Source organism: Rhodococcus sp. C26F (assembly GCF_053345925.1).
In genome coordinates this window covers 247,977-262,206 of record NZ_JBKFBA010000005.1, presented here as the reverse complement: position 1 = coordinate 262,206, position 14,230 = coordinate 247,977, and the positions used below count along the sequence as shown (strand labels likewise).

Annotated in this window: 12 protein-coding genes and 5 tRNA genes; 7 read left to right on the top strand and 10 right to left on the bottom strand. The window is 69.1% G+C overall.

Annotation, left to right across the window (positions count from 1 at the left end; genetic code table 11):
* Positions 1–21 precede the first annotated feature (21 nt).
* The 4 genes from hemE to ACLBYD_RS09560 are packed head-to-tail and all read left to right on the top strand — an operon-like array spanning position 22 to position 5,516.
* Positions 22–1,119 carry a uroporphyrinogen decarboxylase gene (gene hemE / locus ACLBYD_RS09575; RefSeq protein ID WP_447816215.1) on the top strand — a complete coding sequence of 366 codons (1,098 nt, stop codon included), beginning with the start codon at positions 22–24 and terminating at the stop codon, positions 1,117–1,119.
* Positions 1,116–2,474 (top strand): protoporphyrinogen oxidase, encoded by a 1,359-nt coding sequence (locus tag ACLBYD_RS09570; RefSeq protein ID WP_447816214.1) that lies wholly within the window; start codon positions 1,116–1,118, stop codon positions 2,472–2,474. The genes hemE and ACLBYD_RS09570 overlap by 4 nt, the downstream gene beginning before the upstream one ends.
* 5 nt (positions 2,475–2,479) lie before the next feature.
* Positions 2,480–3,175 carry a hydrogen peroxide-dependent heme synthase gene (hemQ, locus tag ACLBYD_RS09565; RefSeq protein ID WP_447816213.1) on the top strand — a complete coding sequence of 232 codons (696 nt, stop codon included), beginning with the start codon at positions 2,480–2,482 and terminating at the stop codon, positions 3,173–3,175.
* A 55-nt stretch (positions 3,176–3,230) separates the two neighbouring features.
* On the top strand, positions 3,231–5,516 hold the full coding sequence (locus ACLBYD_RS09560) for a molybdopterin-dependent oxidoreductase (RefSeq protein ID WP_447816235.1): 2,286 nt from the start codon (positions 3,231–3,233) through the stop codon (positions 5,514–5,516).
* 4 nt (positions 5,517–5,520) lie between these two features.
* Here the strand turns inward: ACLBYD_RS09560 and ACLBYD_RS09555 are convergent, their stop codons facing one another.
* Entirely contained in the window at positions 5,521–6,489 is a 969-nt protein-coding gene (locus tag ACLBYD_RS09555; RefSeq protein ID WP_447816212.1) for an L-lactate dehydrogenase, read from the bottom strand.
* A gap of 176 nt (positions 6,490–6,665) precedes the next feature.
* Between ACLBYD_RS09555 and ACLBYD_RS09550 the strand changes: the two genes are divergently transcribed.
* Positions 6,666–7,391: an HAD family hydrolase gene (locus ACLBYD_RS09550; RefSeq protein WP_447816211.1), complete on the top strand. Its 726-nt coding sequence runs from the start codon at positions 6,666–6,668 to the stop codon at positions 7,389–7,391.
* Here the strand turns inward: ACLBYD_RS09550 and msrB are convergent.
* The 3 genes from msrB to ACLBYD_RS09535 form a co-directional block, all read right to left on the bottom strand.
* Entirely contained in the window at positions 7,354–7,782 is a 429-nt protein-coding gene (msrB, locus tag ACLBYD_RS09545) for a peptide-methionine (R)-S-oxide reductase MsrB (protein ID WP_447816210.1), read from the bottom strand. The genes ACLBYD_RS09550 and msrB overlap by 38 nt on opposite strands.
* Positions 7,783–7,839: 57 nt before the next feature.
* Positions 7,840–9,075 carry a glycosyltransferase family 87 protein gene (locus tag ACLBYD_RS09540; RefSeq protein WP_081314378.1) on the bottom strand — a complete coding sequence of 412 codons (1,236 nt, stop codon included), beginning with the start codon at positions 9,073–9,075 and terminating at the stop codon, positions 7,840–7,842.
* Between the two features lie 63 nt (positions 9,076–9,138).
* Positions 9,139–10,683, bottom strand: coding sequence for an alpha/beta hydrolase (locus tag ACLBYD_RS09535; RefSeq protein WP_447816234.1), 1,545 nt, complete (start codon positions 10,681–10,683; stop codon positions 9,139–9,141).
* Positions 10,684–10,863: 180 nt separating this feature from the next.
* Between ACLBYD_RS09535 and zapE the strand changes: the two genes are divergently transcribed.
* Positions 10,864–11,877 carry a cell division protein ZapE gene (gene zapE / locus ACLBYD_RS09530; RefSeq protein WP_060651215.1) on the top strand — a complete coding sequence of 338 codons (1,014 nt, stop codon included), beginning with the start codon at positions 10,864–10,866 and terminating at the stop codon, positions 11,875–11,877.
* Between the two features lie 52 nt (positions 11,878–11,929).
* Here zapE and ACLBYD_RS09525 read toward each other — a convergent pair whose 3' ends face one another.
* Positions 11,930–12,499, bottom strand: a complete 570-nt coding sequence (locus tag ACLBYD_RS09525) for a GNAT family N-acetyltransferase (RefSeq protein WP_447816209.1) — start codon at positions 12,497–12,499, stop codon at positions 11,930–11,932.
* 450 nt (positions 12,500–12,949) lie between these two features.
* On the opposite strand from ACLBYD_RS09525, the gene ACLBYD_RS09520 reads away from it, so the two are divergent.
* Complete coding sequence (locus ACLBYD_RS09520; protein WP_447816208.1) at positions 12,950–13,444, top strand: 2-isopropylmalate synthase; 495 nt, start codon at positions 12,950–12,952, stop codon at positions 13,442–13,444.
* Positions 13,445–13,602: 158 nt separating this feature from the next.
* Here ACLBYD_RS09520 and ACLBYD_RS09515 read toward each other — a convergent pair.
* From ACLBYD_RS09515 to ACLBYD_RS09495, 5 genes are all read right to left on the bottom strand, one after another.
* Positions 13,603–13,674 (bottom strand) — tRNA-Val (locus tag ACLBYD_RS09515).
* 20 nt (positions 13,675–13,694) lie between these two features.
* Positions 13,695–13,770 (bottom strand) — tRNA-Gly (locus tag ACLBYD_RS09510).
* 50 nt (positions 13,771–13,820) lie between these two features.
* Positions 13,821–13,895, bottom strand: a tRNA-Val gene (locus ACLBYD_RS09505).
* 1 nt (position 13,896) lies between these two features.
* A tRNA-Cys gene (locus tag ACLBYD_RS09500) sits at positions 13,897–13,967 on the bottom strand.
* 25 nt (positions 13,968–13,992) lie between these two features.
* A tRNA-Gly gene (locus ACLBYD_RS09495) sits at positions 13,993–14,065 on the bottom strand.
* Positions 14,066–14,230: the final 165 nt, after the last annotated feature.

The following is a 14,230-nucleotide window of genomic DNA, read 5'->3' as shown; positions in this document are numbered from 1 at the left end:
GTGCCCGAAGAACGAGGATCGATGACCGGCTTGGAGAACACGAACGTCGGATCTGCGGTGCCCGCGGAGTACCCCGCGCGGAGGATCCTGCCCCATGCGCCCCTGCTGGCGGCCGCGCGCGGTGAGAAGCCGGCCCACCGGCCCGTGTGGTTCATGCGCCAGGCCGGCCGCTCCCTGCCCGAGTACCGGGAGATCCGGGCCGGCATCGGCATGCTCGAGTCGTGCTTCGACCCCGAACTGGTCTGCGAGATCACGATGCAGCCGGTGCGGCGGCACAAGGTCGACGCCGCCATCCTCTTCTCCGACATCGTCGTCCCGCTCAAGGCCGCCGGGATCGACCTCGACATCGTCGCCGGCACGGGCCCGGTAGTCGCGAACCCCGTCCGTACCGCCGCCGACGTCACCGCGCTGCCGACCCTCGAGGCCGAAGAGGTCGGGGCGGTCGCCCGCGCGGTCGGTCTGCTGACCCGCGAACTCGGCGACACCCCGCTCATCGGGTTCGCGGGCGCGCCCTTCACCTTGGCCTCCTATCTCGTCGAAGGCGGCCCGAGCCGCAACCACGAGCGCACCAAGGCGCTCATGCACGCCGACCCGAAGACCTGGCACGCCCTCCTCGGCAAGCTCACCGACGTCGCCATCGCCTTCCTGCGCGCGCAGATCCGTGCCGGTGTCGACGCCGTCCAGCTCTTCGACTCGTGGGCCGGTGCCCTCTCGCTCGCCGACTACCGCGAGTACGTCCTGCCGCACTCCGAACGTGTCTTCGCCGAGATCGCCGGTGCGGGGGTGCCGCGCATCCACTTCGGTGTCGGCACCGGTGAGCTCCTCGGCGCCATGGGTGAGGCGGGCGCCGACGTGGTCGGCGTCGACTGGCGCATCCCGCTCGACGTCGCCGCGACCCGCGTCGGCCCCGGCAAGGCCCTGCAGGGCAACCTCGACCCCGCGATCCTGTTCGCGGGCCGGGAGGTCGTCGAACGCGAGGTGCGCCGCATCGTCGCCGAGGCCGACCGTGCTCTCGAGGCCGGCGCCATCGGACACATCTTCAATCTCGGTCACGGCGTGCTGCCCGACACCGATCCCGACGCCATCACCCGAGTGGTCGAGCTGGTGCATTCGCTGTGACCCCGCCGACGGTCGCGGTCGTCGGCGGTGGGATCAGCGGGCTCGTCGCCGCGTATCGGCTGCGTCGTTCGCTCGGCGCCGCCGCGCGCATCGTCGTGCTCGAGCGATCGTCGCGGCTCGGCGGCAAGCTCCGCACGGTCCCGCTCGCGGGCGACCCGGTCGACGTCGGTGCCGAGGCGTTCATCGCACGCCGACCCGAGGTGCTCGCGCTCGTCGAGGAACTCGGCCTGAGCGACCACATCGTCCACCCTTCGGCTGCCCGTCCGCTCCTGTACGCCGACGCGCGACTGCACCCGCTGCCGGCGGGCACGCTCATGGGCATCCCCGCCTCGGCGCAGGCCGTGGAAGGACTCGTCGACGACGAGACCCTGGCGCGCATCGCCGCCGAGCCCACCGTGCCGTTCCATTGGGACCGGGACTCCGACGTCTCCGTCGCGGATCTCGTCCGATCACGCTTCGGTGAGCAGGTGGTGCGGCGCAGCGTCGACCCGCTGCTCGGTGGGGTGTACTCGGGGCTGTCCGACACCGCGGGTGTCCGTGCCACCGTCCCGACGCTCGCCGCGGCCCTCGACGCCGGCGCGACGAGCCTGAGCGACGCCGTCGCCCGCGCTCTGCTCCCGAAGTCGGACGCCCCGGTCTTCGGGACGCTGCGCGAGGGCTACGGCGTGCTGATCGAAGCCCTCGTCCGCGAGGCCGACGCCGAGTTCCTCTACGGCACGGCCGCATCCGGACTGAAGCGCAGCGGTGGCCGGTGGTCGGTCGACCCGCTCGGCGAGGTCGACGGTGTGGTGCTCGCCGTGCCCGCCCCGGACGCCGCCCGGCTGCTCGTCGACAGTGTCAGATCCGCCGCACAGTGCGCCGCGCAGATCCCGCTCGCCTCGTCGGTGGTGGTCGCGCTCGCGTTGCCGCACGACGCCGGTCTGCCGCAGAACTCCGGGATCCTCGTCGCGACCGGGGAGGAACTGTCGGCGAAGGCCTTCACGTTGTCGAGCCGCAAGTGGCCGCACCTCGCCGAACGACCCGTCGCACTCGCGCGCGCGTCGTTCGGACGGTTCGGCGACGACGCGCTCGTCGACGCGTCCGAGGCCGACCTGATCGCGCTGGCCCGCGCGGATCTCGCGACCGTCACCGGAGTCGACGCCGAACCGGTGGCCGCCTTCGTGCAGCGGTGGCACGGCGGGCTGCCGCAGTACCGCGAACACCACGGCGAGATCGTCGCCGCCTTCGAGGCCGAGATCGCAGGGATCGACGGACTCGAGGTCGCCGGCGCGATGCTGCACGGTGTGGGTGTACCCGCATGTGTCGCAACAGGCACGGCCGCGGCCGCACGCCTGACTGCACGAATGGAAGGATGAACGTCATGGCACGTCTCGACTACGACAAGCTCAATTCCACCCTCCGTTACGCGATGTGGTCGGTCTTCCAGGTCCGGCCCGGCGTCCTCGGCGACGACCGCGCCGCGGCGATCGAGGACGCGAAAGCGTTCTTCGCCCGCTTCGACGACACCGACGTGATCGTGCGCGGTATCTACGATGTGGCCGGCACCCGCGCGGACGCCGATTTCATGATCTGGACGCACGCCGAGCACATCGAGGATCTGCAGAAGCTGTACGCCGACTTCCGGCGCACCACGATCCTCGGCCGCGCGAGCATCCCGGTCTGGTCGAACACCGCACTGCACCGACCCGCGGAGTTCAACAAGAGCCACCTGCCCGCCTTCATCGCGGGGGAGGAGCCGGGCAACTACGTGTGCGTGTACCCCTTCGTGCGGTCCTACGAGTGGTACCTGCTGCCCGACGAGCAGCGTCGCAAGATGCTCGCCGACCACGGCATGGCGGCCCGCGGCTACCCCGACGTCCGCGCCAACACCGTTCCGGCCTTCGCGCTCGGCGACTACGAGTGGATCCTCGCCTTCGAGGCGCCGGAACTGCACCGCATCGTCGATCTCATGCGCGACCTGCGTGCCACCGACGCGCGCCTGCACGTCCGGGAGGAGACCCCTTTCTTCACCGGACCGCGGGTCGACGTCGAAGCCCTCGTCGCGTCGCTGCCCTGACGTGACCTCGACGAGCGCGGTGCCACCCGAGGGAGAAGGTCGTCTGTTCTCCCAGATGGCGCACTGGGGGATGTTCTCGGCGCAGGCACGCGACGGCGAGGTCGTCGCCGTGCGGCCCTACGCCGGGGACCGCGACCCCTCACCGATCCTGGGGAACATCCCCGGATCGGTGCGGCACCGTGCTCGCATCGCCGGTCCGGCCGTCCGCCGCGGCTGGCTCGAGAACGGACCGGGACCGAGCACACGACGCGGCGACGACGAGTACGTCGCGGTCTCGTGGGACGAACTCACCGAGATCCTCGCGGGCGAACTGCAGCGCGTGAAGGACCGGCACGGCAACCGGGCGATCTTCGGCGGCTCCTACGGCTGGTCCGCCCCGGGCCGGTTCCACCACGCACAGAGCCAGGTGCACCGCTTCCTGAAGATGTTCGGCGGCTACACCCGCTCGGTGCACTCCTACTCGCTCGGCGCGACCGGCGTGATCATGCCGCACGTCGTGGGCACCCACTGGAAACTGTTCGCGCGCTCGACCTCCTGGGAGGTCATCGCCCGCGAGACCGATCTGATGGTGTGCTTCGGCGGGATCCCGCTGAAGAACACCGCTGTCAACGACGGCGGCACGAGCGATCACCCCACCCGCGACGCCCTCGACCGGATGCGGGCCCGCGGCGGACGGATCGTCTCGTTCAGCCCGATCCGCAGCGACGTGCACGGTGAGCACGAGTGGCTCGCGCCCCGGCCGGGCACCGACGTCGCGATCATGCTCGCCCTCGGTTATGTCCTGGCCACCGAGGGTCTGGCCGACCGTGAGTTCCTCGACCGCTACTGCACCGGTTACGACCGCTTCGAGGAGTATCTGCTCGGCCGCACCGACGGCGTCCCGAAGACCCCCGAGTGGGCCGCCGGACTGTCGGGCATCCCGGCCGGAACCCTCGTCGACCTCGCGCGACGCATGGCCCGTGGCCGCACCCTGGTGTCGGTCACATGGTCGCTGCAACGCGTGCGGCACGGCGAGCAGGCGCCCTGGGCGGGCGTGACCCTCGCCGCGATGCTCGGCCAACTCGGCGTTCCCGGAGGCGGTTTCGGCCACGGCTACGGTTCGATGAACGAACCCGGTCTCGCGCCCGTCCCGTATCCGCTGCCCACCCTGTTCCAGGGCAACAACGACGTCGAGGACTTCATCCCCGTCGCCGCGATCTCCGACCTGCTGTTGCGACCGGGGGAGCAGTTCGACTACGACGGCCGTCGCCTGACCTTCCCGGATATCCGGCTCGTGTACTGGGCGGGTGGCAATCCCTTCCACCACCACCAGGACATCGGCCGGCTCCGCCGGGCCCTGCAGCGGCCCGACACGATCGTCGTCCACGACCCGTACTGGACGCCGATGGCCAAGCACGCCGACATCGTCGTGCCGTCGACCACGGCGCTCGAGCGCGACGACCTGACGTGCACGCGCAATGATCCGCTGCTCGTCGCGATGCAGGCTGCCGTCCCACGCTTCGCCGACGCCCGCGACGACTACGACACCTTCACCGCTCTCGCCCACCGCCTCGGCTTCGGCGAGCAGTTCACCGAGGGCCGGACCTCCCGGCAGTGGCTCGAACACCTCTACGAGCAGTGGCGCGGTTTCGTCCTCGCCGACGACCGGCGCATCGAGGACCCGCCGCCCTTCGACGACTTCTGGTACGGCGGACCGGTCCGGATGCGGACCGAGGACGATCTGACCCTCTTCGAGGACTTCCGGTCCGATCCCGAGGCGAACCCGCTGCGGACTCCCAGCGGACGGCTCGAGATCTTCTCCGCCGACATCGACTCGTTCGGCTACGACGACTGCGCCGGGCACCCCACCTGGTACGAACCCGACGAATGGCTCGGCTCCCCGCGGGTCGAACGGTTCCCACTGCACCTGATCGCCAACCAGCCGGCCACGCGCCTGCACGGGCAGCTCGATCACGGCTCGGTGAGCCAGGCGTCGAAGATCCGTGGCCGCGAACCGATCCGGATGCGTCCCGACGACGCGGCCGCGCGAGGTCTGGAGGCCGGCGACATCATCCGCGTCTTCAACGATCGTGGTTCGTGCCTCGCCGGGGTGGTCCTCGACGACGGTCTGCTGCCGAACGTCGTCCAGCTCGCGACGGGAGCCTGGTACGACCCGCTGGATCCGTCCGATCCCGGATCGATGTGCGTGCACGGGAACGCGAACGTGCTCACCCCCGACGTCGGCACGTCGTCGCTGTCCCACGGATGCACCGGGCAGCACGTGCTCGTCGACGTCGAGCGGTTCGACGGCGAGCTACCGCCCATCCGGGCCTACGATCCGCCGGTCGTCCGGCAGCGCTGAGCGGTCACAGGCCGAGGGACGACTGGACGTCGCGCAGGGTGGCCGCCGAGGTGGCCAGACCCGCCTCCTCCTCCGGCGACAACGGCACCTCGAGCACGGTGTGCGCGCCGCGCGCGTCGACGACGGTGGGAAGCGAGAGGCAGACGTCCTGCAGGCCGTGCCGCCCGGTCTGCAGCGTCGACACCGCGAGCACCCGGCGCTGGTTCCGCAGCACGGCCTCCACGATGCGGGCACTCGACAGTCCGATCGCGAGATTCGTGGCGCCCTTGCCGCGGATGATCTCGTAGGCGCTGCGCACGACCTCCTCGAAGAGTTCGGCGCGGGTGTCCGGTCCGAAGACGAGTCGTCCGTCGACGGCGAAGGACTCCACCGGCACGCCGCCGATCGTCGCACTCGACCACAGGGCGACCTCCGAGTCGCCGTGTTCCCCCACGACGAACGCGTGAACGTTCTCGACCGCGACGTCGGCGCGGTGGGCGAGCAGATACCGCAGCCGGCCGGAATCGAGCACCGTGCCCGACCCGAAGATCCGGCCGTCCGAGATGCCGGTCGCCGCGATCGCGGCGCGGGTGACGATGTCGACCGGATTGCTGACGAAGACGATCACCGCATCGGGGGAGACGGACAGCAGGCCGGGAGTCAGGTCCCGTGCCAGGGCGACGTTCGCCGCCGCGAGATCCAGACGCGACTGGCCGGGATGCTGCTTGGCCCCCGCGGTCACGACGATCAAATCGGAACCGGCGGTGACCGCGATGTCGTCACTGCCCTCGATCCGGCACGACGGCGCGAACTGCGTGCCGTGGTTCAGGTCCAGGACCTCCGCGCGCACCTTCGCGGAATTCGTGTCGAACAGCGCGATCGCGTCTGCCGAACCCCTGAGCAGACATGCATACGCCACCGCGGTACCGACGCTCCCGGCGCCGACGACGGACAGCTTCGTGTGTCGCCGGATTCTCGTACCCGTCTCACCCATGCGAGAAATTGTGGCGCAAACCGGCCGCTCGGTCGGTCACCTCGGGCCACATGACTCGGTCCGCATCGGAACATTCCCTGCGAGCGGCCGGCCCGCCGCGATGGCGGCGATGCGACTGCTCGAGGAGATCTACCCGAGCCGACCTGCCGCTGTCGCTCAGCCGTTAGCCTCGGGACATGGCCGAGACCCCCTTCGATGCCGTCCTGTTCGACTTCTCCGGCACCCTGTTCCGGCTCGAGGAGGACGAGAGCTGGCTCGCGGACGTCACCGATCACGAGGGCAGACCCTTCGACGTGCACCGGCAGGCCGAACTCATGCGGCGGCTGACGCAACCCGTCGGGCAGCCCGTCGAGATGGACGCCGACGAGCACCACGCGTGGACCAACCGCGACCGCGAACCGCGCTGGCACCGCGAGGCCTACCTGACGGTGCTGCGCAGATCGGGCGTGGCCGATCCCGAGCAGGCACAGGCGCTCTACGGGAAGGTGACCGACCCCGACTGCTGGACCGTCTATCCCGACACCGTCCCCGTCATCGAGGCGCTCGCCGGAGACGGGATCGCCGTCGGCGTGGTGAGCAACATCGCCTTCGACCTGCGGCCGGCCTTCGCGCGGCTCGGTATCGACGACCTCGTGTCGGTGTTCGCGCTGTCCTTCGAGGTGGGCGCCGTCAAGCCCGAACCGGAGATCTTCCGCTACGCCGTCGACAGACTCGGTGTCGACCCGCGACGGACGCTGATGATCGGCGACAGCGAGAAGGCGGACGGTGCCGCCCGGTCGATCGGATGCGCGTTCGAACTCGTCGAACCGGCACCGACCACCGAGCGGCACGACGCACTGTGGACCGCGCTGGCCGCGGCCGGGATCACTCCGACGGAACCAGGCGCAGGGAGATCGAGTTGATGCAGTACCGCTTGTCGGTGGGCGTCGGGTAACCCTCGCCCTCGAAGACGTGCCCGAGATGGCTGTGGCACGTCGCGCACACCACCTCGATGCGCCGCATGCCCAGCGAGTTGTCCTCGCGCAGGATCACGGCGTCGGAGTCGGCGGGGTCGAAGAACGACGGCCACCCGCAGTGGGAGTGGAACTTCTCGGTGCTGCGGAACAGTTCGGCACCGCACGCGCGGCATTCGTAGATGCCCTCGGTCTCGGTGTCGGTGTACTCGCCGACGAAGGGGCGCTCGGTGCCGGCCTGACGCAACACGGCGAATTCGGCGGGAGTGAGCTTCGCGCGCCATTCCTCGTCGGTGTGGACGACCTTGGGTGCGGGTTCGGATCGAGGAGCAGACGTCATGATGTCCACGCTAACCGCGCTCGGCGCGCGCGTCACGTCTGCACCGGAACGGACGGATCACGTCCGTGCCGGCTGCTTCTCCTCGAGCAGGTGCGACGGCTCGATACCGTCCGCCAGGCGCCCTTCGCGCTTCGCGACGAGGTAACGGTCGAGCAGGACGGCGAAGACGACGATGAGCAGCAGCGACCAGCCGAAGGTGGTCTTCATGTACTCCGCCGCGCGCCCGGCCTCCACCCACCGGCTCGACAGCCACGAGTCGTAGCTCAGGAAGCCGTAGACGGCGAGCCAGGCGGGCCAGTTCCGCATCACGGAGTTCGGCAGCAGCACCGTCATCAGCAGCGGGAACAGCATCATCGAGTAGTACATCTGGCCGAGCGATCCGAGCAGGAACGAAGCCGCGAGCAACACACCGCCAGCGGTGCACACGAAGAACACCTCGTCGTGGCGGCAGTAGCGGTAGAGCAACCACACCGACACCGCGACCATCACCGCGAGCACCGCCCGCAGACCGAAGATCAGCCAGGCCGGGAGCCCGTAGTACATGCCGTTGCCGACGATCGCGCTGTTGAAGTAGTCGCGGGACTCGAGCAGGTACGGCACGGTGTGCTCGACGAACTGCCACGCGTCGACCGACAGGGGCCACGCGATGATCGTCAGCGCGATCGGGACACCCGCGGCGGTGATGAAGACCTTCCACTGTCCGCGCACGAGCGGGAGCAACAGCAGGGGAGCGAGGATCGGTTTGACGGCGAAGGTCAGGCCGAGCGCAGCCCCCGCCCACAGATCACGTCGTTTGAGCAGCAACGTCAGGAACGCGATCTCGCCGAGCAGGACGAGACCGTTGATGTTCGTGAAGACGAGCGTGTTCGTCACCGTCTCGGACGCGAACGCGGCGAAGACCAGCACCGGCGCGATCGGCGAATCGAGTCGCAGACCGAACATGCGCAGCAACAGGTAGAGCGCGACGAGGATCGCGATCGCATTGGCGAGGATGAACAACCACCGCGACCGCTCGGGGTCGATCACCGCAATCGGGGCGATCAACAACGTGCCGGAAGGCGGATAGAGGTAGTGGGGATCGACCCACTGGAACTCGGCGGTGTACACCGGCCGGCGGTTGAGGAAGGCCAGCGCCGCGTTGTAGACCGGAGTGAAGTCGTCCGTCCGGAACCCGTTGACCGCTTTGATCACGACCCGGTGCAGAACCGTCAGTACGGCAAGGGGCCACACCACAGCCTTGACCACCTCGGCGGTCGTGCGTGCGGTCCGGGGTTCGAGACTTCTGAGGAACACTACGGCACGGTACACCGCGGGCCTGCGGACCCGTGCACACGCCCTGACCCCGACCGGGGAACGTCACGCGGGGCACAGGCTCCCGTTGGGCGGAAGTTCCCCGCCGGACAGATAGGCCTCCACCCGGGCCTGCACACAACCCGAGTGCAGGACCGCCGAGTAACCGGCACCCTGCCACGACAGCGACGCCCAGGCGATACCGCCTGCGGTGAGCACACCGGTCACCGACTCCACGCCGGCATTGCCCACGACCGGGTCCGCGGCCCCCGAGGAGACGAGCACGGGCACGTCGAGCGCCGCCGGCAGCGGCGGGGGAGGCAGGCTCGGCCACGCCGCACATGCCGTCAGGCCCGTCGCCAGATCCGCGCCGTACAGCGGATACAGGGTCGACCAGCTCCGGGCGAGATCACCCGCGTGGGTCGGGGTCGGCCAGCGCTGTCCGTCGCTGCACCGGGCAACGAACTGACCGTCCGTCGAGAGCCGCTCCTCGGCCGCACCGACCAGTTCGATGAGCGGCATGACATCGCCGTCCCGCGCGGCTGCGAGGACGTCCGCCACCTCACGGACGCGGGCCTGCAGATCGGCGCGCGGCGTGCCGAGGACACCTGTCAGCGCCGTGAGGAACGAATTGGCCGAGACCGGCGCGAGTGCACCCTCGGTGGCCTGCTCGTGCAGATCCTCGATCGCCGCGCGGGGATCGTCGCCCAGGGCACAGTCGAGGGCGGTGCACTGCCGGGCGAAGGCATCGACGGCGGCCTCCGCGCCGCGGGCCTGCGACTCGGCCATGAGTTCGGCGTCGGCGGTGGCCGCGGCGGGGGAGTCGAGGACGAGACGGCCGACCGCGCCCGGATAGGCGGCGGCGTAGGCGAGCGCGACCGTCGCACCGTTCCCCACCCCGAGGAGACCGATCCGGTCCACGCCCCATACCTGGCGGAGGCGTTCGATGTCGTCGGCGGCGTGTGATGCGCCGAACATCAGCTGTTGCGGCTGCAGGTAGTCGGTGCACGAGACGGTCGCCTGACGGCCCAGATCGGCGACGCGTTCGGGTGCATCGTCGGTGCGGCCGAATTGTCCGAGATCGCCGAGACCGCGACGATCCGCAGGAAAGATGCAGTCGATCGCGAGCGAGTTGCCGATCCCGCGCCGATCCACCGCGACGATCGGACGCATCGCCAGTGCACCGGACATCGCGCCGGTCGCCATGCCGGTCAGTGCGCGCGTCGACGCGATGTCGGCGCCGGTCGTGAGAACCAGCGGCGCCACGTCGGTGGGGGTGTCGGGCAGTCGTGCGCGCATGACTGCCAGCGGGAAGGTGCCCGTCACGGTGCCGGCCGCATCGATCGGGGCGACGACCTCCGCGCACTCCAGAACGAGGCCCTGGGGACCGGGCGGTGCGTCGAACGAGGAGAGCGTCTCGTCCGTGCAGTTCCGCCACGCCGGTTCGGCCGACGGCACCGGAAGTTCGGGTACCTCGGTCTCGTCCTGCGGGGTCCCGTCGACGGCGACACCGGGATCGTCGCGCACCACGGCGACGTCGGGACGTATCGACGGTCCTGCTCCGCACGCGGTCGACGCCGCGGCAACCGTGATCAACATCGCGGCGATCACTCCCGATCTGCGCATGCGCACAGCCTGCCAGGTTCACCGGCGGACGCGCGCAACCGGTGGTGGAGCGGCCGATCCGAAGTGTCCTCCCGGTGCATGACGCCGAGGTGAACGCCGTGTGAAGTAGGTCGCATTCCGGATTCGAGTGAGGATCCGAGCATGATGCGGTCGTACCCTGGGCTGATGCACGAACGTCTCGTCGACCGCAATCCGGTGGTGCCTGCAGACCAGTTGGTGGCGCAGATGGTGCCCCCCGCGATGTTCGACGAGGTGAGCTTCGAGTCGTACATTCCGGATCCGAACGAGCCGAGCCAGGCGGCCGCGGTGAAGACCGCTGCGGAGTTCGTCGGCAAGATCGGGAAGATCCGCGGCGGCAAGCGCGGCCTGTTCGGCCGCCGCTCCCAGCCGCAGGGTGCCGGCCTCTACCTCGACGGCGGCTTCGGCGTGGGCAAGACCCACCTGCTCGCCTCGATCTTCCACAGCGCACCCGCGCCCAAGGCCTTCGGCACGTTCGTCGAGCTCACCCACGTCGTCGGCGCCCTCGGGTTCAACAAGGCCGTCGAGGAGCTGTCGAACCACAGCGTGCTGTGCATCGACGAGTTCGAACTCGACGATCCGGGCGACACCATGCTCGTCTCGCGCCTGCTGACCGAACTGTCGGCCCGCGGCGTCTCGATCGTCGCGACCTCCAACACGCTCCCCGGCCAGCTGGGTGAGGGACGGTTCGCGGCACAGGACTTCCTGCGCGAGATCAAGAAGCTCGCGTCGATCTTCGAGACCATCCGCGTCGACGGCCCCGACTACCGTCACCGCGACCTGCCGCCTGCACCCGATCCGGTCGACTCGGCCGAGCTCACCGAGCGCGCCGACGCGATCCCGGGTGCGACGCTCGACGACTTCGACGAGCTGTGCGCGCACCTGAGCACGCTGCACCCGTCCCGTTACGGCAAGCTCGTCGAGGGTGTCCCCGCCGTCTTCCTCGAGGGTGTGCACCCGGCGAAGGACCAGTCGGTGGCCCTGCGTCTGGTGGTCCTCGCCGACCGCATGTACGACGCGAGCATCCCCGTGACGGTCTCCGGCGCCAAGCTCGACGAGATCTTCACGCCCGAGATGCTCGCGGGCGGCTACCGCAAGAAGTACCTGCGCGCGACGTCCCGTCTGCTGGCGCTGTCCCGCTTCGAGGTCGCCGCGGGCTGATCGGATATCCGGCGCTCATGCGCGCCGGGCCGACCTTCACCGCATCACCGGCTCACCGGCCGGCATCCCTTCGGAGGGTGCGCTGCATGACGAAATCGTCGTGCGTCTGCGCCCCCACGACGAACGTGCGCGTGCCCACCACCTCGAAGCCCTGCTTCTCGTAGAAGCGCCGGGCGCGGGTGTTCTCCTGGTTGACGCCGAGCCACAGGCCGGCACGCCCGAGCGTGTGGGCCCGCGCGACGATCGCATCCATGAGCGCCGCAGAGATTCCGGAACCGTGATGGCCCGGCATCACGTACAGCTTGCTGATCTCGATCGCCGGCCGCGCCGTGATCATCGCGTCGATCGCCGGATCCTCGGGAGCGGCGTCCACTGCCATCAGATATCCGACGATCTCCTCACCCGCGCGCGCCTCGAGAACGATGCGTTCGGGGGAGGACAGGTACTCGGCGAACTTCTCCGCGCTGAGGGTGCGCTCGATGAAGTCGGCGATGTCGTCCTCGGCGGCGTCCGGAGGGCAGGCGAGCGGGAAGGTCGCGGCGGCGACCTGAGCGATCGCCTCGGCATCCCAGATGCCCGCCTCGTCGACGGAGACCGCTTCTTCGAGTGGTGGCATGGACATGCACACCAGTGAAGCACTCGGACGGGACGATCCGGCAGGTGCCCCGCATGTCGATGCGAGACGGAGACACGAGCCCGGACGCGAGACGGAGACACGAGCCCGGACGCGAGACGGAGACACGAGCCCGGACGCGAGACGGAGAAGGGTCCGGATATGGCTGAACCCCAGCCTTGGATGGGGGGTCATGGCTGGGGTTCGACACCATCGGGGGGATGGCAACATCCACGCTACATGAGGGATCCCTCAGGTTCCAGCGACCGTGGTCACGGTTGCGTCACACGGTCCCGTGCATGCGACTTGCACGAAATGTCGGTGCGTTGTACCGTCGCGGCTATGAAGCGCGTACTCGTAGTTCACCGCCGTAGCGGGGTCTGATTCGGACCGACCCCTCGCTGCGGGTCGTTGAGCTACGCGTCGGTCCTTCCTTCTCGTGGAAGACCACTACGAACGATGAACGCCTTCAACTCCTTCTCGGGTTTCGCTCCGATGTTCCCCTTCGGCACCCCTGATGCCGATCCGTTCTTCGCCCGCTACGGACGCGCCCTTCCTCGGGGATTGCGCGAGGAAGCCTCCGGCATGAGCTGGACGGAGTTCGAATCCACCTACGGTGCGCAGCACGGCCCGGTCCGCCTCGGTGGCTGGACCGCGACGGCCCTGGGTGCGGGACGCAGCGCCTTCGAGGCGACGATCGCGATCGGCGACACGATCCACACGGCATCCGCCACGACCTGCGGACCGATCGCCGCGATGACCGCGATGCTGTACGACCTCGGGCTGAACATCGAGATCCTGTCGTTCCACCGCCACGACCTCGGTGAGATGTCCGCGACCTTCCTGCTGTGCCGCTCCGGCGAGCGCACGACCTGGGTGATGGGCACGGGCGAGACCGGCAACGAGTCGTCGCTGCGGGCGATGATCGCGGGGATCAACAAGCTCGCCGCGTGACGCGCCGGTCCGGTGCGGGGGAGTACCTCCGCACCGGATCACCCGCTGCCGGATTCCTCACCGGGTGGCCCGGACGATCGGCGGTCTCCACGAACGAATGCGTCTCCACGAACGAATGAAGGCTCCCTTCGAAATTCGAAGGGAGCCTTCATCTTCTGTGCGCGATACTGGGATTGAACCAGTGACCTCTTCCGTGTCAGGGAAGCGCTCTCCCGCTGAGCTAATCGCGCCGGCATGGTGATCGCCGGAGTGGAGCGGATGACGGGATTCGAACCCGCGACCCTCACCTTGGCAAGGTGATGCGCTACCAGCTGCGCTACATCCGCATGTGCACGTTCTTTCGGTGAACCGGCTCGACCCACGTGCTGGTCGAACCTGGTGCGCGATACTGGGATTGAACCAGTGACCTCTTCCGTGTCAGGGAAGCGCTCTCCCGCTGAGCTAATCGCGCGAGGTGGAGACGGGAATCGAACCCGTGTGCACGGCTTTGCAGGCCGTTGCCTCACCACTCGGCCACTCCACCGTAAAAGGTCGAGTCCAACCTCTCGAGCGGATGACGGGATTCGAACCCGCGACCCTCACCTTGGCAAGGTGATGCGCTACCAGCTGCGCTACATCCGCATTCGCACCGTTCGGCGTCTTGCTCTCCGTGGTGCGGTTCAAAACAGTAGCCGAGCATCTACGGAACACACAAATCCGCAGGTCAACGGCGGAAAACCGGCAGATTTCGCGAAGGTGACGGGTCGATGACCCTCGCGGGAGGCGACAGATCGGGCTTCGGAGGCC